The 17,933-nt window shown below is 74.2% G+C and carries 15 protein-coding genes and 1 pseudogene; 3 read left to right on the top strand and 13 right to left on the bottom strand.

The window, feature by feature from the left end:
* Nucleotides 1-26: 26 nt before the first annotated feature.
* Complete coding sequence (locus ACQPZP_RS02895; RefSeq protein ID WP_433476064.1) at nt 27-1,019, top strand: matrixin family metalloprotease; 993 nt, start codon at nt 27-29, stop codon at nt 1,017-1,019.
* Nucleotides 1,020-1,061: 42 nt separating this feature from the next.
* Here the strand turns inward: ACQPZP_RS02895 and ACQPZP_RS02890 are convergent, their stop codons facing one another.
* From ACQPZP_RS02890 to ACQPZP_RS02880, 3 genes are all read right to left on the bottom strand, one after another.
* Nucleotides 1,062-1,622 carry a class E sortase gene (locus tag ACQPZP_RS02890; protein ID WP_433476063.1) on the bottom strand — a complete coding sequence of 187 codons (561 nt, stop codon included), beginning with the start codon at nt 1,620-1,622 and terminating at the stop codon, nt 1,062-1,064.
* A gap of 111 nt (nt 1,623-1,733) precedes the next feature.
* Nucleotides 1,734-2,807 carry a chaplin family protein gene (locus tag ACQPZP_RS02885; protein WP_433476062.1) on the bottom strand — a complete coding sequence of 358 codons (1,074 nt, stop codon included), beginning with the start codon at nt 2,805-2,807 and terminating at the stop codon, nt 1,734-1,736.
* A gap of 195 nt (nt 2,808-3,002) precedes the next feature.
* The gene (locus tag ACQPZP_RS02880; RefSeq protein WP_433476061.1) at nt 3,003-3,881 is read right to left on the bottom strand and encodes a hypothetical protein; all 879 of its coding nucleotides are present in this window, start codon (nt 3,879-3,881) and stop codon (nt 3,003-3,005) included.
* 357 nt (nt 3,882-4,238) lie between these two features.
* Here ACQPZP_RS02880 and ACQPZP_RS02875 point away from each other — a divergent pair, with 357 nt between their 5' ends.
* Nucleotides 4,239-4,490: a hypothetical protein gene (locus tag ACQPZP_RS02875; RefSeq protein ID WP_433476060.1), complete on the top strand. Its 252-nt coding sequence runs from the start codon at nt 4,239-4,241 to the stop codon at nt 4,488-4,490.
* 113 nt (nt 4,491-4,603) lie between these two features.
* Here the strand turns inward: ACQPZP_RS02875 and ACQPZP_RS02870 are convergent, their stop codons facing one another.
* Both ACQPZP_RS02870 and ACQPZP_RS02865 read right to left on the bottom strand, forming a co-directional pair.
* Nucleotides 4,604-5,854 (bottom strand): NAD(P)-binding domain-containing protein, encoded by a 1,251-nt coding sequence (locus tag ACQPZP_RS02870; protein ID WP_433476059.1) that lies wholly within the window; start codon nt 5,852-5,854, stop codon nt 4,604-4,606.
* Between the two features lie 26 nt (nt 5,855-5,880).
* On the bottom strand, nt 5,881-7,125 hold the full coding sequence (locus ACQPZP_RS02865) for an ATP-grasp domain-containing protein (RefSeq protein ID WP_433476058.1): 1,245 nt from the start codon (nt 7,123-7,125) through the stop codon (nt 5,881-5,883).
* A 486-nt stretch (nt 7,126-7,611) separates the two neighbouring features.
* Here ACQPZP_RS02865 and ACQPZP_RS02860 point away from each other — a divergent pair.
* Nucleotides 7,612-8,010, top strand: a pseudogene (locus ACQPZP_RS02860) (glycosyl hydrolase); the annotation flags it as partial.
* 242 nt (nt 8,011-8,252) lie between these two features.
* On the opposite strand, the gene ACQPZP_RS02855 reads toward ACQPZP_RS02860, so the two are convergent.
* The 8 genes from ACQPZP_RS02855 to ACQPZP_RS02820 are packed head-to-tail and all read right to left on the bottom strand — an operon-like array spanning nt 8,253 to nt 17,639.
* Nucleotides 8,253-9,668 carry a glycosyltransferase gene (locus tag ACQPZP_RS02855; protein WP_433476057.1) on the bottom strand — a complete coding sequence of 472 codons (1,416 nt, stop codon included), beginning with the start codon at nt 9,666-9,668 and terminating at the stop codon, nt 8,253-8,255.
* Nucleotides 9,661-10,797 (bottom strand): GNAT family N-acetyltransferase, encoded by a 1,137-nt coding sequence (locus ACQPZP_RS02850; protein ID WP_433476056.1) that lies wholly within the window; start codon nt 10,795-10,797, stop codon nt 9,661-9,663. Before ACQPZP_RS02850 ends, ACQPZP_RS02855 begins: the two co-directional genes overlap by 8 nt.
* Nucleotides 10,794-11,516 (bottom strand): Wzz/FepE/Etk N-terminal domain-containing protein, encoded by a 723-nt coding sequence (locus tag ACQPZP_RS02845; RefSeq protein WP_433476055.1) that lies wholly within the window; start codon nt 11,514-11,516, stop codon nt 10,794-10,796. The genes ACQPZP_RS02850 and ACQPZP_RS02845 overlap by 4 nt, the downstream gene beginning before the upstream one ends.
* Nucleotides 11,516-12,631, bottom strand: coding sequence for a glycosyltransferase (locus ACQPZP_RS02840; protein ID WP_433476054.1), 1,116 nt, complete (start codon nt 12,629-12,631; stop codon nt 11,516-11,518). Before ACQPZP_RS02840 ends, ACQPZP_RS02845 begins: the two co-directional genes overlap by 1 nt.
* Nucleotides 12,628-13,305, bottom strand: coding sequence for a polysaccharide deacetylase family protein (locus ACQPZP_RS02835; protein ID WP_433476053.1), 678 nt, complete (start codon nt 13,303-13,305; stop codon nt 12,628-12,630). Before ACQPZP_RS02835 ends, ACQPZP_RS02840 begins: the two co-directional genes overlap by 4 nt.
* Nucleotides 13,277-14,926 (bottom strand): lipid II flippase MurJ, encoded by a 1,650-nt coding sequence (locus ACQPZP_RS02830; protein ID WP_433476052.1) that lies wholly within the window; start codon nt 14,924-14,926, stop codon nt 13,277-13,279. Before ACQPZP_RS02830 ends, ACQPZP_RS02835 begins: the two co-directional genes overlap by 29 nt.
* The gene (locus ACQPZP_RS02825) at nt 14,923-16,215 is read right to left on the bottom strand and encodes an O-antigen ligase family protein (RefSeq protein WP_433476051.1); all 1,293 of its coding nucleotides are present in this window, start codon (nt 16,213-16,215) and stop codon (nt 14,923-14,925) included. The genes ACQPZP_RS02830 and ACQPZP_RS02825 overlap by 4 nt, the downstream gene beginning before the upstream one ends.
* Nucleotides 16,212-17,639 carry a sugar transferase gene (locus tag ACQPZP_RS02820; protein ID WP_433479539.1) on the bottom strand — a complete coding sequence of 476 codons (1,428 nt, stop codon included), beginning with the start codon at nt 17,637-17,639 and terminating at the stop codon, nt 16,212-16,214. Before ACQPZP_RS02820 ends, ACQPZP_RS02825 begins: the two co-directional genes overlap by 4 nt.
* Nucleotides 17,640-17,933: the final 294 nt, after the last annotated feature.

Raw genomic sequence — 17,933 nt, 5'->3', positions numbered from 1 at the left:
CGTTCCCCACACATCGGAGAACCGAAATGCGCGACTTCTCACCGGCGGCCCGGCGGGCGGGGGCCGTGTCCGCCGTGGTGACCGCCGCCCTCGCCTGCACGGCGTTCGCGGGGTCCGCCGCCCCGTCCCCGCGTCCGCCGACCTGGTGCAAGCCCGGCGGGACGCTCGCCGCCCGCACGATGCCGCAGAAGGTCAGGATCGCCGACTGCGACCTGCGCGGCCGGACGGTGCGCGGCACGAACGGGCTCGCCGCGACCGTCCCGTCCGACGGCACCTCGCTCGTGGCGCACGCGCTGCGCACCGACGGGGCGGCCGAACTGCGCATCCAGGTGAACTCCCGGGCAGGCGAGATCACCATCGGCACGGTCGGCTCGCGGGTGCCGCAGGGCCGGCCGCGCGCGTTCCGGGCGCCGCAGAACGCGTGCCAGGACGGCGCGCACAGCCCCGAGCCCAGCAGATGGCCGAGGGGCACCGCCGTCCAGTGGCACTACTACGCGGGGACGGCCGGACTGCCGAGAGATCCCATCAGCAAGGGCATCGCCAACATGGTCGGCGGCAACACCGACTGCACGGGCGGGGGCCGGTTCACGCCGCTGCCGGCCGTGAGCGAGAACTACGCCGGGGCGAGCAACCAGGCCCCGGACCTGACGACCGCGGCGGCCTGCGGGACCCGGGACCGGGTCAACACGTTCGGCTGGCTCTCCATGCCGGCCGCCGACGCCCCGGTCCTCGCGGCGACCTGCACGTGGTTCAACGGCCCGACGACGGTCGAGGCGGACGTGGCACTGCAGACGCAGGGGAAGCGGTGGTGGACGGGCGGTGCGTGCCCGGCGGGAACCTACTCCGCGGAGGCCGTCGCGACGCACGAGTCGGGCCACGTCCTCGGCCTCGCCCATGTCGAGGGGAGCGAGCACGCGAACCTCACGATGGCGCCGTCCCTCAGGTCATGCGACGACGGGCCCGCGACGCTCGGGAAGGGCGACCACGACGGGCTGATCGCCCTCTACGGCGGACGCTGAGCGGCGGCGAGCCGCGCGCGCCGTCAGCGCCCCGCGCGAGGATCAGCGTTTCGTGAGGAGCTTGCCGACGACGACGAGGCGGCGCCGGTCCGAGCCCTTCGGCGTGCAGGTGATGAGCGTGACGTACGCGCCGTCGGGCGCGCTGGCCCGCTTGAACGGCACCGGTTCCAGCACGTGCCGGTCACTGGGCCTGATGACGCGCTTGGTCCGTACCGTGTACGGGTAGGTCCTGCGTCCGACGCGCAGGGTGATCCGGTCGCCGCGCCGCATCCGGTCGAGTCTGTTGAACGGGTGCAGCCAGGTCGTCCGGTGGGCGAGCAGCACCGTGTTGCCCTCCCGTCCCGGGAACGCCGTCCCCGGGTAGTGGCCGACGCCGCGCCGCAGGACCTCCTGCCCGACGCCCTGCCTGACCACCATCTTCAGGCCCATCCGCTTGATCCGGATGTGCGCGATCACCGAGCCCTTCGCCGGCCGCGCCGCGGCCTTGACGGCCGCCGGCGCGGCCCGCGCCTGCGGGACGGCGAGGACGGGTACGGCGCAGAAGGCGGGCACGGCGCAGAAGACGGCCATGGCCGCCGCGCGGCGTAACCTCCGGTGGAGCATGGTTCCCCCTTCGTCGATGTGGGGTCTGCCGGCATGGGGAAGGGGCGGCACGTCTGCCGCCCCCTCTCCGCTGTTCATCGGCCGCGGATCGTCATCCAGGCCGACTCATGCTCAGGTCAGGGCCGGCCCGCCGAGCGTGACGGGCATGTCCTCGCCCAGCGGCGCCTGCGGGCCGACCTGCCCCGGCTTGACGTCCACCCCGGGCACCTTGACGGCGCGCCTGAGCTTGTTCACGAACCCCTTCAGCACGGGCAGGGTGTTCGCGGCGCGCTGGTCGACGGCCGGGGTCGCGATGCGTGAGCCGTCCGCCCGCATCGTCGAGGGCAGGTTGTTGTGCTTGACGGCCGGACGGTGCTTGGACGGCTTGTACGGCTTGTACGGCTTGTGCTTCGGCGGGGTCGGCCACTTGTGGGGCTTCTTGTGCCCGTGCCCGTGTCCGTGTCCGTCCCCGCCCCCGACGGACGCGCCGCCCTTGCACTGCGCCTGCGCGAGTCCGAACGCCGCGGCGGAGTTGCCGCACACGTTGATCGGAATCCTGATCGGGACGAACGCCTGGTTGCCGTTCAGGATCCCGAAGTTGCCGGTGCTCGTGGCCTTCACGTCGTCGTCGCCGGTCCGCTTGACGGACGCGCCGCCCTTGCACCGCGCCTGCGCGGCGCCGATGAACGCGACGGCGTTGCCGCACACGTCGATCGGGACGCTGATCGGCATGTAGAGCTGGTTGCCGTTCAGCAGGCCGAAGTTGCCGGCGGTCTGCATGTCCACCTTGTGGCCGCGGTCCCAGCCGTCGTCGTCCCAGCCACCGCCGCCGCCGCCGAAGCCGCTGCCGCCGAAGCCGCTGCCGAAGCCGTCGGCCATCCGGTAGCCGGACTCGGTGGCGCGGCGCTCGCGCGACCGGTGGTTCGAGACGCTTGCGCCGCCCTTGCACTGGGCCCTGCTGAGCCCGGCGATCGCGATGGCGTTGCCGCAGACGTCGATCGGGATGCTGATCGGCGCGTACACCTGGTTGCCGTTCAGCGCCCCGAAGTTGCCGGCCGACTGCAGGTGGACCTTGCCGTCGTGGCCGCCGCCCCCGTACATGGTTTCGGCGTTGGCCGCGACTCCGGAGCCGAAGGCGGCTCCGACGGCGAGGGCGCCCGCGGCCACCAGGGCGGCGCGGGAGGTGTTCCTTGCCCGAATACGCATGATCTCTTGCTCCTGTCCGTTGCTTCGATTGGTGAATCGTGGTGATCGCCGCGCGGCACCGTCATGGGTGCGCGCAGCCCGGCAGCGGCCGGACTCGGCCGTTGCCGATCGAGGAAGGTCCAATGAGCGGGGCGGGCGGCGTGCGTCAGGCACGCGGCCGCCGGGAACCGGCCGTCTGCGGCCGGAGGGATGCCCCTAGTCGGGGACGACGGAGGGGCCGCCGGGCGCGGCCACGTCGGTCAGCGCCGTGCGGTGGAACGTCCCACGGTGCACGGCGGGCGGAGCCGCCGGGTACCGGCGGTTCAGCAGGTCGGCGAGCGGGGCGAACGGGTGCCCGCCCGCGGAGCCGCCGCCGCGCGGGCCGTCCTGGCCGGTCGGCAGCACGGGACCGGGCGCCGGGACGCGGTGGTCGCCGTGGCAGCCCGGGCAGGGGCCGGAGTGCCGGTCCGCCGGGTCCCCCGCGGTCATCGCGGGGGCGGCGGCGGTTGCGTGCCGGGTGTGAACGGCGGCGGACACCGTCTCCTGCCGCACCTGGGCGCGGTCGTCCTGCGCCGCCGGCCGCACGCCGGCGTTCGGCGGCAGGCCGTCGTGCAGGGCGGGATGCGAGCCCGTCACCCGGTGGACGAGGCCGCCGAGGTCGGGGCCGGCGGGACGGACGTCCGGTACCCGCACCTGCGGGACACCGGCGGCGTCGGCCACCTCCCGCACGTGCCTGACGGCCCGGTCCTTGTCGTCGAACACGTCCTGCTGCCGGGACCGGAGGTACCGCATCGGCTGGTGGCCGATCTCCCGCACGTCCCCGAAGAGGACGTCCGCCGGGTCGCCGGCGCGCCAGTCGCGGCCTATCGAGAAGTGCCCGAGCGTGGACGATCCGGTGAAGCCCTGGTCGGCCAGGCCGGCCGCGGGCTCCGGCGGCCGCTCCGCCGCGAAGGCGGAGCCGGCCAGCGCCGAGAGCGCGATCCAGCCGGCGAAAAGGAATCCCGCGATGGCGACGAGACGCACGAGAACCGGGACGAGGGCATGCCGCCGACCCCGCGGGCGAATCGCCCCGCGCTGGATCGGTTCGGACTCCACTGCCGGTTCTCCTTGTCGACGTAGCCGCGTTCAGGTGCGGTTTCTGATTCCGGTCGGCATGAACGTAGCACCAAGGCCTACCCGATCAAGGAGCCATTCATTTCTCTTCCGGCGTGTCCCCGGATCATTTACCTGCACGTGAATTCCGCTTTTACCGCAGCCGGTTTTCCGGTGTCCGGGCATCCGTTTTGCCGGGCTTCGACCTTTGGCCGGTTCTGTTGGTTTTCTCCACCCCTCGGGCGGCCCCGCTTCATCGGCGGTTCATCCGGAGGCCGGGAGAAGCATGGCGGACGGTATCGAGTGCGCTACATTCGGTGAACGAGCGGCCGCGAAGGCCGCCCGAGCGAGGAGCTTCCGATGCCCGATCCCTCGTCCACGATGGTGCGCCTGCTCCCCGCGCGCCGTCACCACCCCCGCCGCGAGACCCGCCGCTTCGTCACCCGCGCCGAACTCGACCTGATCGCGCTTGCCAGCGTTTCCGCCGGTCAGGACGCGCGCTCCAAGTGGAAATGGTCCTCCGCATGGACGCTGTACTCGCGCTGGGAATGGGCCATGGCCACTGCCAGGGCCGAGCGCGCACGCCGCAGGGCACGTCCGCCCTGGGGGTAGGCCGGGCCCCGCGCGGCAGGAACGGGCCAGCCGGCGGGCCCCTGGTGGAGCTCCGCCGGCTGGAGGAGAATTCTTCGCCTAAGCGCCTTTCGCCCGCGCCGGGGGAAAAGACCTCACCGCTGGGTGGCGTCCGGCTTCAGGACGCTCGCGGGCCGTCCCGCCGGCACCCGCACCGGCGGCGTCCGCCGGACGATGTGGTGCGCGATCCGCCGCGCCGCGAAGTCGGCGCCGTGCACGAACCGCATGACGGGCCCGAACGTTGAGGCGGCGGCGAGGCCCGCGAAGTAGAGCCCGGGCACCGACGCCTCGAAGTCCCTGCTGAGCACCGGCGCGCCGAGCCGGGTCGCGATGCGGCCGCGCAGCTCGGGTGCGAGCAGGCCGAGCCGCTCGATGTTTACGACGTACCCGGTGGCGGCGATGACGTGCTCGGCCTCCGTGACGAGCCGCCGCCCGGTGCGGTCGGTGGTGGTGACGGCGATGCCGTCGCCCTGCTCGACGGCCTTCGCCAGGAGCCGGCCCGTCGAGACGCGGATCCGGTCGTCCAGCCGGTCGCGCAGCCACCACGCGCCCGCCGGCGGGAGCGTCTCGCGGACGATCCGCTGCCGTGTCCGCTCAGGCAGGTACCGCACGAGACCGGGCCGCTCGGCCCACAGCCACGTCCGGTAGCCGGTGCCGAGCCCGGACCGGGGCCCGGCCAGCACCGCGGTGCGCACCGGCCGGTGCTCGGCGGGCACGGTGTTCCAGTCGAGCACGCGCCTGCGGGCGAGGAGGTGCGGGCGCGCACCCGCGTCGGCCAGCAGCACCGCCGTCTCCAGCGCGGACTGCCCCGCGCCGACGACCGTGACCTCCTTCCCCGAGAACAGGCCGAGGTCGCTGTGCGCGCTGCTGTGCGAGACGAGCCAGGACGGCAGGCCCGCCAGCTCGTCCGGGACGTGCGCGAACGGCCCGACGCCAACCGCGACGACGACGGCGCGCGTCGTGATCGTCTCGCCGGTGGACAGCGTGACGCGGTATCCGTCCCGTCCGCCCCGCTCGACGGTGACGACCTGCGCGTCCTCGGTGCCGCCGACCGCCTCGGCGGCGAACCACCGGCCGTACTCGACGAAGGTGTCCAGGGGGATCGGCCGCCCGAGCCGGAAGTCCGGATGGCGGTCGGTGAACCGCATGCCCTTCTGCGGCGCCCCCAGGTTCGACGCGAACGGCTCGGACTTCAGGTACATGCCCTCCGGCATGTTCGCGTCCCAGAACTTCATCGGCTCACCGATGACCCGGACCGCGAGCCCGAGGTTCCGCAGATGGGCGGCCGTCGACAGGCCGTAGGGCCCGGCACCGGCGATGACGACGTCGCTGGACGGGTCGCTCATGTTCCATTCCCCCGTGTGTTGTGGTGTTACCTGGTGCGGAGCCGCCCGATCGCGTGGAGCGCGCTCTGCCGCCCCATCGCGAGGAAGGGCGGCAGATCGTCCCCGGCGAACCAGGCGAACTCGTCCGCCGCCCGCAACGGGCGGAGGGTCTCCCGCAGCGGGCGGAGACCGGCGCGCGGCGCACGCCGGGCCGATCCCCGGAGGTAGTGGTTCTCCACCAGCAGGGTGCGCCCGGTCGCCGGAAGCGTGTCCGGGACGGGGCGGCCCGACTGGTCGAGGTGCAGCACGCGCGCGAGGTCGAGGCCGTCCCGGTCGGTGAACAGCCGGAACTGCGCGCCGATCCGGGGGTTGAAGTCCAGCAGGTGGTGGACGCCTCCGTCCGCGTCGAGCCGGAAGTCGAGGTCGACTAGGCCGCGGCAGCCGAACAGCCGGACGATCCGGATCGCGAGGCGTTCCAGCTCGGGATCCGAGACCCACTCCCCCTCGACCGTGTGCCCGGCCTGCGGCGGATGCGCGAGGTGCTTGCGGCCGACCGCGCCGAACAGGCAGTCGAGGTTCGCGTCGAAGTAGCCCTGGAAGAACCAGTCGCCGCCGGCCGGCGGGATGCGCCGCTGCAGGATCAGCGGCCCGGGGTCGCCGTCCGGGGACCGGTCGCGGGTGGCGGCGAACAGCCGGTGCAGCGCGCCGAGGGTGCGGACGACCGTGGTGCTGCGCATCCCCGGTCCGAGCCGCCACGGCCGCGCCCACTTGGCGATCAGTGGCAGCCCGAGCGCGGTCGCCGCCTCGTCCACGTCGGCGGCCGACGTCGGCGTCCGGCTCGGCGGGCACCGGACATCGTGGCGCTCGCAGGTCTGCAGCAGCAGCGCCTTGTCGGCGACGCTCCGCGGGACGCCGGGATCCTGGCGGGGGAAGACGAAGTGGGGCGCGAGACCGTCCGCGTGCTCGGCGACGAAGATCGCTCCGGCGTCGTCCATCGGGACGAGCAGCGCCGGGCGGCCGATCCGCTCGCCGACCGCGCGCAGGTGGCTCAGCAGCTCGGCGGGACGTTCGGCGGGCGGAGCCCAGGGGTGCCCGCGGTACAGGTAGCGGGAGCGGGACGAGGGGTTGCCGCGCCCCTCCAGGATGGCGTGCACGGGAACCCCGGCGCGGCCGAGGCTGCGGATCACCGCGAGCGTCCCGTGGTGGAAGACGTTGCGGTCGGTGCGCAGCAGCAGGGCGGGAAGGCCGGGGTCGAGCCGCGTCCTCGGCTGGGCCCGTGAGTCGAAGAACATTCGTTCAGGCCCATTCCCTCATATTACGGCGCACGACATCCCTTCCCCACGGTAAATTTTGCCATCGTCCACTCGTCCGGCTTTTTCGGGGTGGACCTCCAAGGGCATACGATACGCATGCGAGCTGCCGATATCCATCCAGCAGATCGACATTTTGGACGCCGCTGGAAAAGGCCACTCCCCTTCTGTCCGCTCCCTGCCGTTCTGGCCGCGTGCGTCTTCCTGCTCGTGCTGTCGGCATCGGCTCTCGTCACCTGGCCACAGCAGCCCCGGGCAATACAGAAATCATCGAAATATGTGCCATTGGGGGCTTTTCTGGGATCCGGCGCGGAGGGGGTGGCCCGGGTGCGCCAGTTCGAGCGCTGGCTCGGCTCGACGGTGACGGTCGGGCGCACCTACCTGCCCGGCGACGACTGGCGGGACGTCGAGGGGCCGCCGGAGATCCTCGTCCCGTGGGCGCGCTGGAAGACCGCCGACCCGCGCCGGATGCTGGTGCTCAACGTCCCGATGATGACGCCGAACGAAGCGTGGCTCCCAATGCCGGTGCTGGCCTCCCTGCTGCGCGGCGGCGCGCGGGGCACGTTCGACGGCCACTACCGGGTGCTCGCCAGGCGGCTCGTCTCCATCGGCGCGCGCGACACGGTCATCGTCCTCGGCTGGGAGATGAACGGCGAGGCGTACGCCGGCCGGTGCGCCCCGGATCCCTACGCATGGAAGGCGTACTGGCGGCGAATCGTGACCGCCATGCGCGCGGTTCCGGGCGCTCGCTTCCGGTTCGATTTCGCGCCGACGCGAGGCCTGGACGCGATTCCGTGGACGGACTGCTATCCCGGTGACGACGTTGTCGACATCATCGGATCCGACAGCTACGACCAGCCGACGGGAAAGTCTTTCCAAGAATTCGTGGACGAGCCCTACGGGCTGCGGGCGCAAGCCGATTTCGCCGCCGCGCACGGCAAGCGCATCTCGTTCCCGGAGTGGGGACTTTTTCGAAATTCGGACAACTCAGAATATGTCCGAGGAATGCATGACTGGATCGCGTCGCATGACGTCGTCTACCAGTCGATCACGGACTACTGCCCGCACGGGGTCTGGTCGTGCGGCGGCAACCCGCGCGCCTCCGCCGCCTACCGCGAACTGTTCGGCGGCGTGACGGCCCCGCCGCCGTCGGGCAACGGTCCGTTCACCCCGGCGCCGGCCGCCTCCGCGACTCCCGCACCGGCGCCGCCCGCGCCGTCCAAGGCACCCGAGCCGTCCAAGGCACCCGCGCCGTCCACCGCGTCCACATCGTCCAAGAAGCCGGCGCCGTCCAAGAAGCCCGCGCCGTCCAGGACACCGCCCGCCAGGCCGGTACGGCCGTCGTGGACCGGCCCGCCCGCCACCGCCCGCGCGTCGACCAGGGCCTCCACGGGGACCTCGCCTCGCCCGGCCACGCCGCGGGTGACGGCCGCGAGCAGCGCCACCGTCCCGGCGACGTCGTAGGCGGCGGACGCCAGGGCGGCCGCCCGCCCCTCCCGCTCGGCGATCCCGGGGAACAGCAGCCGCCCGGCCATCTGCTCGGCGAGCGCGCCGGGATCGTCCGCGGGCACGAGGGCGCCGAGCCCCGGGCGGACGATCTCGGTGATGCCCGGGATGTCCGTCCCGACGAGGGGCCGTCCCATGGCGAGCGCCTCCAGCGCCGTCAGCGGCAATCCTTCCCACCGGGACGGAAGCACGACGAGGTTGGACGCCGACAGCCAGTCCCGCGGGTCCTGCACGGCGGGGACGAACCGCACCCCGGCCACGCGTTCGCGGCGCAGCATGTCCAGGTAGTCGCCGTCCCCGACGATGGCGAGCAGCGCCGACGGGCAGCGCGCGGTGACCCCCGGCCACGCCGCGACCAGGACGTCCTGCCCCTTCTGCCTGGTCAGGCGGCCGATACAGACGGCGATGGGGACGGCCGAGGGCAGCCCGAGCCGGGTGCGGGCGGCCAGCCGGGCGTCGCCGTCGGCCGGTGTGAACCGGCGCCGGTCCACACCGTTGCGGACGAGCCGGTACGGCCCGCGCACGCCCGCGCGCATGCCCTCGCGCAGCTCGCCGACGCCGACGCAGACGAGGGCGTCGCTCCACCGCGCGGCGATGCGCTCCCACCGGCGGCTGAGCCCGTCCTGCCTCCCGGTGGCGGCGAGCCAGGACCAGCCGTGCGGCTGGAAGATGGTGGGCGTGCCGAGCGGGCGGCGCAGCAGCCGTCCGGCGAGGCCCGCCTTCGCGGAGTGCAGGTGGACGACGTCCGGCGCGAACCCCTTCACCAGGCGGCGGAGGCTGAGCGCCTCCAGCACGGTGCGGGGGCCGGGAGCGCGCCCGGCGGCCCAGTTGAGCCAGGGCACGCCCGCCGCCATGCACCGCTCGGGCAGGTCGCCGCCCGCCGGGCAGGCCACCGCCACCTCCCAGCCGCGCCGGCGCTGGTCGCCCGCGGCCTGCCCGACGTAGACGGCGACCCCACCCGCGTTCGGCTGGCTGACGTGCAGGATCCGCAGCGGGGTGTCGCCGCCCGGGTCAGTCATGGCCCCCGGAACTGCCGTGATCCGCGTTCCGCCGGTGCTTCCGGTCCGCCAGGGCCGCGCGGGTGCGGGCGAGGCCGGCGAACGCGGCGGCCGGAGCGGTCCGCCCGAGGATGATCCGCTCGTTCCGGACCGGCGTCGGCCGCCACTTCAGCTTGTACGGCTCGTCGCCGCGCAGCAGGCTGACGCCCTGCCGGTGCCGGTCCCGGGCGATGGCGAGGTCCTGGCGCAGCATCATCAGCGAGACGTCCACGCAGGACCGCAGGTCGGGGATCGCCCCGTACAGGTAGGCGCCGACGTACCGGTGGCCTATGAGGACGAGGTCGCTGGCGACGAGCCGGCCGTCCCACCGGTACTGCAGGACGGCGGCGCGCCCGTCGCGGACCATCCCGGCCGCGGCCTCGGCGAGGTGGCGGCGGAACCGCTCGGTGGTGTGCTCGGGGTTGATGGGGCGGCCCCGCCACTGCCGGGCGTGCAGCTCCAGCAGCGCACAGACGGCGTCCGGTGCCCGGTCGGCCGGCACGCTCTCGACCGCGATGCCGCGCACGTCGATCTTGCGGAGCTTGGCGCGCATCTTGCCGGCCGTGCGGCGCGGCAGCCGCCCGAGGACCTCTTCGATCCCGCCCGCGGGCAGTTCGAGGCAGACCGACGACGGCGTCCGCCAGGACCGGCGCGGCCACTGCTCGGCGACCAGGTGGGCCGCCGAGCCGGGCCGCACTTCGGGAAGGTCGAGCGCGCACCATCCGCGCTCGTCCAGCAGGGCCCGGGCGAGGTGCCGGACCGCGCCGTCCGCGTGGACGGGGTCGAGGAGGAAGTCGGTGAAGTCGCTCTGGTCCGCGGCGAGCGGGACGAGCACCCGGAACCCGCGCCGGACGCCCGCCATCAGCGGCGCCGCCGCGACGAGCCGGCCGCGGCACCGGACGGTGGCGAGCCGCAGCCGCCCGGCCGTCCCGTACCAGCCCCACCACGCCTTGAGCCACTCGTAGGTCTGGAACGGCGTCGCGGCCGGGCTGCGGTCGTAGAGGTCGCGCAGGTCGTCGGCCAGTGCGACGAGCGACTGCTCGTCCCGGTGCACCTCGGCCGACCATTCGGCGGCGGGGGCGGCGAGCCGTGCGGGCGCGGTCGCGGTCATGAGCGGACCCCCATCCGTTCGGCGGCGGCCCGCCCGGGCACGGCGGCGCGGCGCGGCGTCTCCGGCCGGCCGCCCCGTCCGCGCCGGCCGCTCAGGACGGCGGTGCTGAGCCCGGCGAGCAGGATCCCGGACGCGGTCCCGACGGCGACGCCCAGCGGCAGGTTCGGCGACGAGGGCGCGGACGGCGGCGCGGCGAGGGTCATCGGCGCGACGCGGACGCCGGTGTCCTTGCGGTGGGCCGTCCCGTACCGGACGAGCGCGTCGGCGGCGGCGTTGGCGAACGCGGCGGCGTCGCGGCGCGTCCGGGCGCTGCCGGCGAGCCGGATCAGCGGGGTGTCCGGCGAGGTGGACGCCTGGATGTGCTCCCGGGTGGCGCCGGCCGCGCCGCGCGGCAGCGGGATCGTGGAATAGGCGAGGGTCTCGGGAAGCGGCGCGAGCCGCCCGTACGCCTGCGCGAAGCTGACCGCCGCCGGGCCGGTGTCGCCGCCGTTCCCGCCCTCCACGACGAGGACGAACGCCGTCGCGGTGTAGGTGGTCGGGGCGAGCAGGGCGTATCCGAGCCCGCCGAGGAGACCGGCGAGCACGAACGCGATGGACAGGCCGCAGCGGCGCAGCAGCGCGGCGAGCGGCCCGCAAAGGCTCCGGGCGGTCCTGATGAGCAGGCCGCCCCTCCTCAGGGCCGGTCTCCCCGGCCTCCTCCTGGCGTCACGGTGCGGCATCACGAAGCCCTTTCTCGTGTCGGAACCGCCCCGCGGACGGACGGCTCGGGGCGGTAGAGCCGGGCGAGCTCGGCGGCCTGCTCGGCGATGGCGTAGCGGGCGACGACTGGTGGGACCCGCGTCCGGTCCCGGGGGACGCGCAGGACGCGGGCGAGCTCGGCGCTCCAGATGCCGGCGTCGGTGGGGAGCCGGCGGGCTTGCGGGGCCGCGCCGGACGGGAGGTCGTCGAGGGCCGGGCAGGTCGTGTAGCGGACGGGGAGCCCGGCGGCCAGCGCCTCCAGCACGCCGAGACCGAAGGTCTCCTGGACGGACGGCGCCGCGAGCACGTCCATCGCGGCGAGGGCGCCCGCGACGTCCGAGGTGCCGCCGGTGAAGATCACCGAGGCGCGGCGCTCGTGCGCGAGCCGTTCCAGCGCACCGCGCGACGGCCCCGCGCCGACCAGCAGCAGCCGGACGCCGTCCAGCCGCGCGACCGCCTCGATCAGCAGGTCGAACCGCTTGGTCGGGACGAGCCGCCCGACGGCGCCGACGACGGGCTCGGCCGGGCCGATCCCGAGGCGGCGGCGCGTCGCGGCGCGCCGGGCGGCGTCGAACGCGAACGCGGCGGCGTCGATGCCGTTCGGGATGACGACGATCCGGCCGGGGGTGACGCCCCAGCCGCGCAGCCGCGCGGCCACCGTCGGCGACACCGCGACGGTCGTGGACCCGAGCCGCTCGGTCGCCCGGTAGAGCGCCTGCACGCCGCGGGTCGTCGGCCGGCCCTCGATGTGGCCGTCGCCGAGCGAGTGCTCGGTGGCGATGACGCGGGGCGTCCCGGCCATGCGGGCGGCGATCCGGCCGTAGACGCACGCCCGGTAGAGGTGCGTGTGGACGACGTCGTACCGTCCCCGGCGGATCAGCCGGGCGAGCCGGGGCAGCGCCGCGAGGTCCCGGTTGCCGCGCATCCCGATCTCGTGGACGGGGACGCCCGTGCGGCGGATCTCGGCGCCGAGGGTGCCCGTCCGGGTGAGGGTCGCTACCTCGCAGGACACCGGCAGGTGGCGCAGCAGCAGCGCGAGCTGGCGTTCGGCGCCGCCGTGCTCCAGCCCGGTGATGACGTGCAGGACCCGGGTCACACGCGGCTCCGCCGGCGCAGTTCGTGGCGGACGAGCTTCACGCGCATCCGGAGGGGCCCGTCCCGGTCGCCGACGTAGGTGCGGGGCAGCGCGTGCCGGGCCGGCTCCTCGGGACGGATGTCGCACGCGTAGTCGTAGCCGGCCGCCCGCACCGCCTCGATCTCGCGGGCGGTCGCGTGCCCGTAGGGGTAGGCGAAGCCGGTGACGGGCCCGCCGGTCAGGTCCTCCAGGACGGCCCGGCTCTCCTCCAGTTCCTCGCGGAGCTCGGTGTCGTCCGTCCCGGGCAGCGAGACGTGGTGGCGGCCGTGCGAGGCGACCTCCATGCCGGCGCCCGCCACGATCCGGACCTGCTCGGCCGTCATGAGGGGTTTGCGCGGACCGTCGTCCCAGGCGTTGTAGGTGCCGATCCGCCCGGACACGACGAAGACCGTCGCGCCGAACCCGTACCGCACGAGCGTGGGGACGGCCCTCGTCGCGAAGTCGGCGTACCCGTCGTCGAACGTGAGCCCGACGAGGCCGCGGGCCCGGCCGGCGTTGTGCGCGTCCAGCAGCTCGGCCATGCCGACGCCGCGCAGGCCCCGCGCCCGCAGCCACCCCAGCTGCCGCTCGAACCGGGCCGGCGACACCGTCACCAGATGCGGGTCCTCATCGAAGTGGTCGACCGAGTGGTACATCAGCACCGGCGGCGCCGGCCGGGCGGCTCGTGCGGGGGGCGTGGGAGGTCGTCCCCTCACAGGGGACCGCGCCGGTTCTGTCAGGCGTGTCGGTTCGGTCGGCTTGCTCACTGGTATCCCCCGATTCGGTACGGCCGCGCCGGACGAGCGCGCCGAGCGGCGCTGAAGTGATCCACGGCGAGAGCAGGACGCCGAAGGCGACCGCGGTCACGAGCCCGCCCGCGGCGAGGTGGACGGCCGCCGGCGCGTCCAGCGCCCCGGCGGCGAGCAGGCCCGCCGCGCAGGCCCCGGCGGCGGCGAGCACGAGCCGGGACACGTCGGCGCCGACCCGGCGCAGCGAGATCGGCGCGACGCCGCGCCGCAGCCCGGCCAGCAGCAGGACGGCGGCGAGCGTGATGCCGGCGGCGTTCGCGGCGGCCAGCGCGAGCGTCCCGGCGGCCGCGGCGAACGCGCCCGCCACCGCCGCGGTGACGGCCAGCCCGATGCCGAGCACGGCCGCCGGCCGCCAGGTCGGCCGCTTCTGCGCGAAGAACGCGCGGGCGGCGAGACCGACCGCCGACTGCCCCCACAGGCCGAGCGCGTAGACCCGCATGATGGACGCGGTGCTGCGCGTGTCCGCGGCCGTGAACTCGCCGTGCTGGAACAGCACCCTGACGACGGCGGGTGCGAACGCGACGAGGAACGCTGTCGCCGCGAGCACCATCGCGCTCGCCACGACGATGTCCTGCTGGACGCGGCGGGCGACCTGCGTGGTGTCGCCGTCCGCCGACGCGCGGGCGAGCCTGGGGAACGTCACCGTGACGATCAGCAGCGACAGCACCATCGGTACCTGCGCGACCTTCTGCGCATAGTTCAGGTGCGAGATCGACCCGTCCGCGAGCCCGGACCCGAAGAACCGCTCCACGAACACCTGCGCCTGCCGCGTCACCGTGTAGACGACGACGGGCGCCACCGCCGCGAGCCCCAGCCGCACGTCCACGCTCCCGGACGGAGTGGGGGCGTCGCGGAGGCAGCGGAGGAAGGCGGGGGTTTGCACCGCCACCATCAGGGCGCTGCCGCCGGCGACGCCGATGGCGGCGCTGGTGATGCCCATGAGCCCCGACAGGCCCGCAATCAGGGCGAGAATGCCGATGTTGTAGGCGAGGTAGATGGCGGCGGGCGGGCCGAAGCTGTGGTGGGCGCGGAGCGTGGCGCTCATGAAACCGGCGAGGCCGAACGTCACGACGGTGATCGCCGTCAGGCGGACGCACAGAACGGCCGGGCCGGGCTCGGTCAGGCCGGGCGCGAGAACCTTCACCACGAGAGGCGCGGCCACCACGAGCGTGACCGTGACCAGGGACAGGCCGAGCAGCATCCGGGCCAGGGTCGTGCCGACGAGAGGACGCAGGCCGTCCCCGCGCGCGAGGAGCCGCGTGACGACGGGGACCATGAGCAGCGCCATGGCGTCCTCGATGAGGAGGGGCGAAACGGTCTCGGGGATCGTCCAGGCGACGAGGAACGCGTCCGTGCTGCTGCTGGCGCCGAACAGGTGCGCCATGGCGAGGTCGCGCAGGAAGCCGAGCGCGGTCCCGGCGGCGATGAGCACACCGGACAGCACGGCCGCACGCCCCACGGAGGTCACCGCTCCACCTCCCCGAGCGCGCGGGACGCGGTGATGCCGAGGACGATGGCGGTGAGCGCGCACGTCGGCCCGCCCATGTCCGCGTAGAGGAAGTTGACCAGCAGGAACACCGTGAGGGCGACGGCGGCGAGCCAGAACGGGTCGCGGACGCGGCGGCGCGTCCACAGCCCGGCGACGATCATCGCGAGCAGCGTCGCGAGGCCGGCGAAGCCCACCACGCCCTGCTCGGACAGGAACAGCAGGTACTCGTTGTGCGGCGACAGGAGCGGCTGCCGGACGTACCCGTTGACGGGGTCGGCGGTCTCGCTGCCGGACGACAGTTCGATCGTGGCGTAGGTGTCGCGGTAGGCCGGGAAGTTCTTCACGCCGACGCCGGCGACGGGATGGTCCTCCCAGATCCGGACGGCGGCGGCCCACAACGCGTACCGGTCGTGCACGGACTGGTCGGGGTGGCCGATCGTGCTCACCATCGACTTCGAGCGCTCCACGACCGCCTGCCCGCCGCCGCCCGCGACGCCGGCGAACACGAGGAGTAACGCCCCGCAGCAGGCCAGCACCTTGACGGCCGTCCACCGGTCGAAGATCACCAGGGTGAGGACGGCGGCGGTGCCGAGCGCGATCCACGTCCCGCGGCTGAGCGCCAGCGCCAGCGCGGCGGCCAGCACCACCAGCCCGGTGAGGGCGGCGGGGACGGCGAAGACGCCGCGCCCGGGCGCCGACAGCGCGAACGCGGTCAGCACGAGGAACGCGAACCCGGCCACGATCGACATGGCCATCACGTCGAGGGAGCCGAACGTGCCGACCGCCCGGATGTTCTGGCCGCCCATCGACGCGCCGTTCCCGGTGACCGCCTGCCAGATCCCGTAGCCCGCCTCCACGAGCCCGAGGCCGAGCACCGACGAGCAGACGATCGCGAGGTCGCGCCGCTCCCGGACGAGCAGCACGACGGACAGCGGGACCAGCACGAAGATCTGCAGATCGCGGACGAACCCCGCCACACTGGATTCGATGTCGGTCGAGAGCACGGTGCTGACGCCGAGCGCGGCGATCAGCGGCCCGAACGCGGGAAGCGCGCGGCGCGGCATCTGGACCCGCCCGGTGACCAGCAGGAACGCGGCGACCAGCACGAGCGCGCCGCTGGCGACGTCGCCCATGGTGACCTGCACGCCTGGCCCGAACGCCTCCGCGCCGGGCGGGATCCCGACGGCGGCCACCGCCGCGGCGATCAGCCAGCTCGGGCGCCTCGGCAGCGACCCCGCGAGCCGGAGCGCGGGCGCGTGGGCCGTCATCCGGAGTCCCGGCAGAGCATCGCCCGGGCCGTCAGCAGCAGGATCCTCAGGTCGGTCGCGAACGACCAGTGGTCGATGTAGTGGTTGTCGAGCCTCGCCCGCAGCTCGATGGAGGTGTCCCCGCGGAACCCGTGGATCTGCGCCCACCCCGTCATCCCGACAGGAACGCGGTGGCGCAGCACATAGCCGGGGCAGGTGCGGGAGAACTGCTCCACGAAGTGCGGGCGTTCCGGGCGGGGCCCGACGAGGCTCATGTCACCGCGGACGACGTTCCACAGCTGCGGCAGCTCGTCCAGCGACGTGTTGCGCAGGAACCGGCCGACCCGTCCCATCCGCTCGTCGTTCTTCACCGTCCAGCGGGTGTCGGACTCCCGCTCGTCCGCCGGCTTCAGCGTCCGGAACTTCAGCAGGACGAACTCCTCGCCGCCGAACCCGATCCGCCGCTGCCGGAACAGCACACCGGGTCCGCCCTCGATCCGGACGGCCGCCGCGCACACCGCGAGCACCGGCAGGGCGAGGACGAGGAGCGGGCACGCGACGGCGAGGTCCAGCAGGCGTTTGGCGATGCGGGCCACCGGATCGCGGAGCCGCCAGTCGACCCGGGCGCACGGCAGCCCGGCGAGGTACTCGCGCCGCGCCGGCGCCACCGGGACGACGTCCGACGGCGGCTGGACGAGGAGCGTCTCGCAGGGCAGCCCGAACGAGATGCGCAGCACCGCGCCCAGCTGGCCGGGGTCGACGTCCTCGGCGACGACGACCAGCGTGTCCACCCCGTGCTCCTCGACGAGTGTGGGCAGGTCGGCCGTCTCCCCCAGCACGGGCGCGGCGCCCGGCGGCCCGGCGGGACGGCCTGCGGCCACCTGCCCGACCGCCGCGAGCCCGAACTCGCCACGTTCACGCAGGATGTCGAGCATGTGGGCGGCTGTTTGCCCCGTCCCGACGACCAGGGCGGACCGGGCCCGGGACCGGCGGCACCGGTACGTGCGGACGGCCGCGTTCGCGAACGCGCGGACGCCGAGCTGGACCGTCCCGCACAGGGCCGCCGTCCACAGCAGGAGCGTCCCGTCCGACAGCAGCACGGCCGCGACGGCGCCGACGAGCAGTGTCCGGGCGAGAAGCTGCGGCAGGTCGGCGAGGAGGGAAGGGGTACGGCGCGCCCTGTACAGCCCGCCGGACGCGTTGAGTGCGATGACCGCCAGGGCGGCGAGGCCCGGCAGGAGGCCGCCCCCGTTGAGGGCCACGGCCGCGGCCATCGTCCAGCCGTCCACGACGGCGAGGCACACCGGATACAGTCCGGCCAGGATTCGCGCACCGGTGGCGGCACGGCGGACGGTCGTTCCGCCGCCCGCCGGCATGAGCTCCGGGGCCGCGCCGGAGTCGACGGAGGGACTCAGCCCCTGGGCTCTCATCGCGCGTCCCTTCACAGACAAGAACTCACCTTGCGGGGGCCGTCGCAGGCGGCCACGGACCAGCATCGCAGCTGGTCAGAGCGTGGCTCGCCGCTTTTAACCAGGCCCGCCACTCTCTTGAGGAGAAGATCGACGATGCGTCCCGAGGGCGTACTGGACCGATAAAGATCCCGCGAATGGGCCACCCGATGCGAACCTTCGCGGGACCATGGACGTCTACAAGTGAGTCGGACGCCGAGAACCGGCCGTCCCGCCCTCCGCGGCGGGCCGGGAATAACGGGCCGTTCCGTGAGCGATCTTGTTGCCGTC

This window comes from Spirillospora sp. CA-142024 (assembly GCF_050942325.1).
Taxonomy (GTDB): domain Bacteria; phylum Actinomycetota; class Actinomycetes; order Streptosporangiales; family Streptosporangiaceae; genus Spirillospora.
Note: the sequence above shows the minus strand (reverse complement) of the source record. Positions and strands in the feature narration are given on the sequence as shown.

Excerpts from the sequence above, each read along its gene's own strand:
- ACQPZP_RS02895 (WP_433476064.1), top strand. The coding sequence starts at position 27 with ATGCGCGACTTCTCACCGGCGGCCCGGCGGGCGGGGGCCGTGTCCGCC.
- ACQPZP_RS02825 (WP_433476051.1), bottom strand. The coding sequence starts at position 16,215 with ATGACGGCCCACGCGCCCGCGCTCCGGCTCGCGGGGTCGCTGCCGAGG.
- ACQPZP_RS02845 (WP_433476055.1), bottom strand. The coding sequence starts at position 11,516 with ATGCCGCACCGTGACGCCAGGAGGAGGCCGGGGAGACCGGCCCTGAGG.
- ACQPZP_RS02865 (WP_433476058.1), bottom strand. The coding sequence starts at position 7,125 with ATGTTCTTCGACTCACGGGCCCAGCCGAGGACGCGGCTCGACCCCGGC.
- ACQPZP_RS02890 (WP_433476063.1), bottom strand. The coding sequence starts at position 1,622 with ATGCTCCACCGGAGGTTACGCCGCGCGGCGGCCATGGCCGTCTTCTGC.
- ACQPZP_RS02885 (WP_433476062.1), bottom strand. The coding sequence starts at position 2,807 with ATGCGTATTCGGGCAAGGAACACCTCCCGCGCCGCCCTGGTGGCCGCG.
- ACQPZP_RS02870 (WP_433476059.1), bottom strand. The coding sequence starts at position 5,854 with ATGAGCGACCCGTCCAGCGACGTCGTCATCGCCGGTGCCGGGCCCTAC.
- ACQPZP_RS02875 (WP_433476060.1), top strand. The coding sequence starts at position 4,239 with ATGCCCGATCCCTCGTCCACGATGGTGCGCCTGCTCCCCGCGCGCCGT.
- ACQPZP_RS02850 (WP_433476056.1), bottom strand. The coding sequence starts at position 10,797 with ATGACCGCGACCGCGCCCGCACGGCTCGCCGCCCCCGCCGCCGAATGG.
- ACQPZP_RS02855 (WP_433476057.1), bottom strand. The coding sequence starts at position 9,668 with ATGACTGACCCGGGCGGCGACACCCCGCTGCGGATCCTGCACGTCAGC.
- ACQPZP_RS02835 (WP_433476053.1), bottom strand. The coding sequence starts at position 13,305 with ATGTACCACTCGGTCGACCACTTCGATGAGGACCCGCATCTGGTGACG.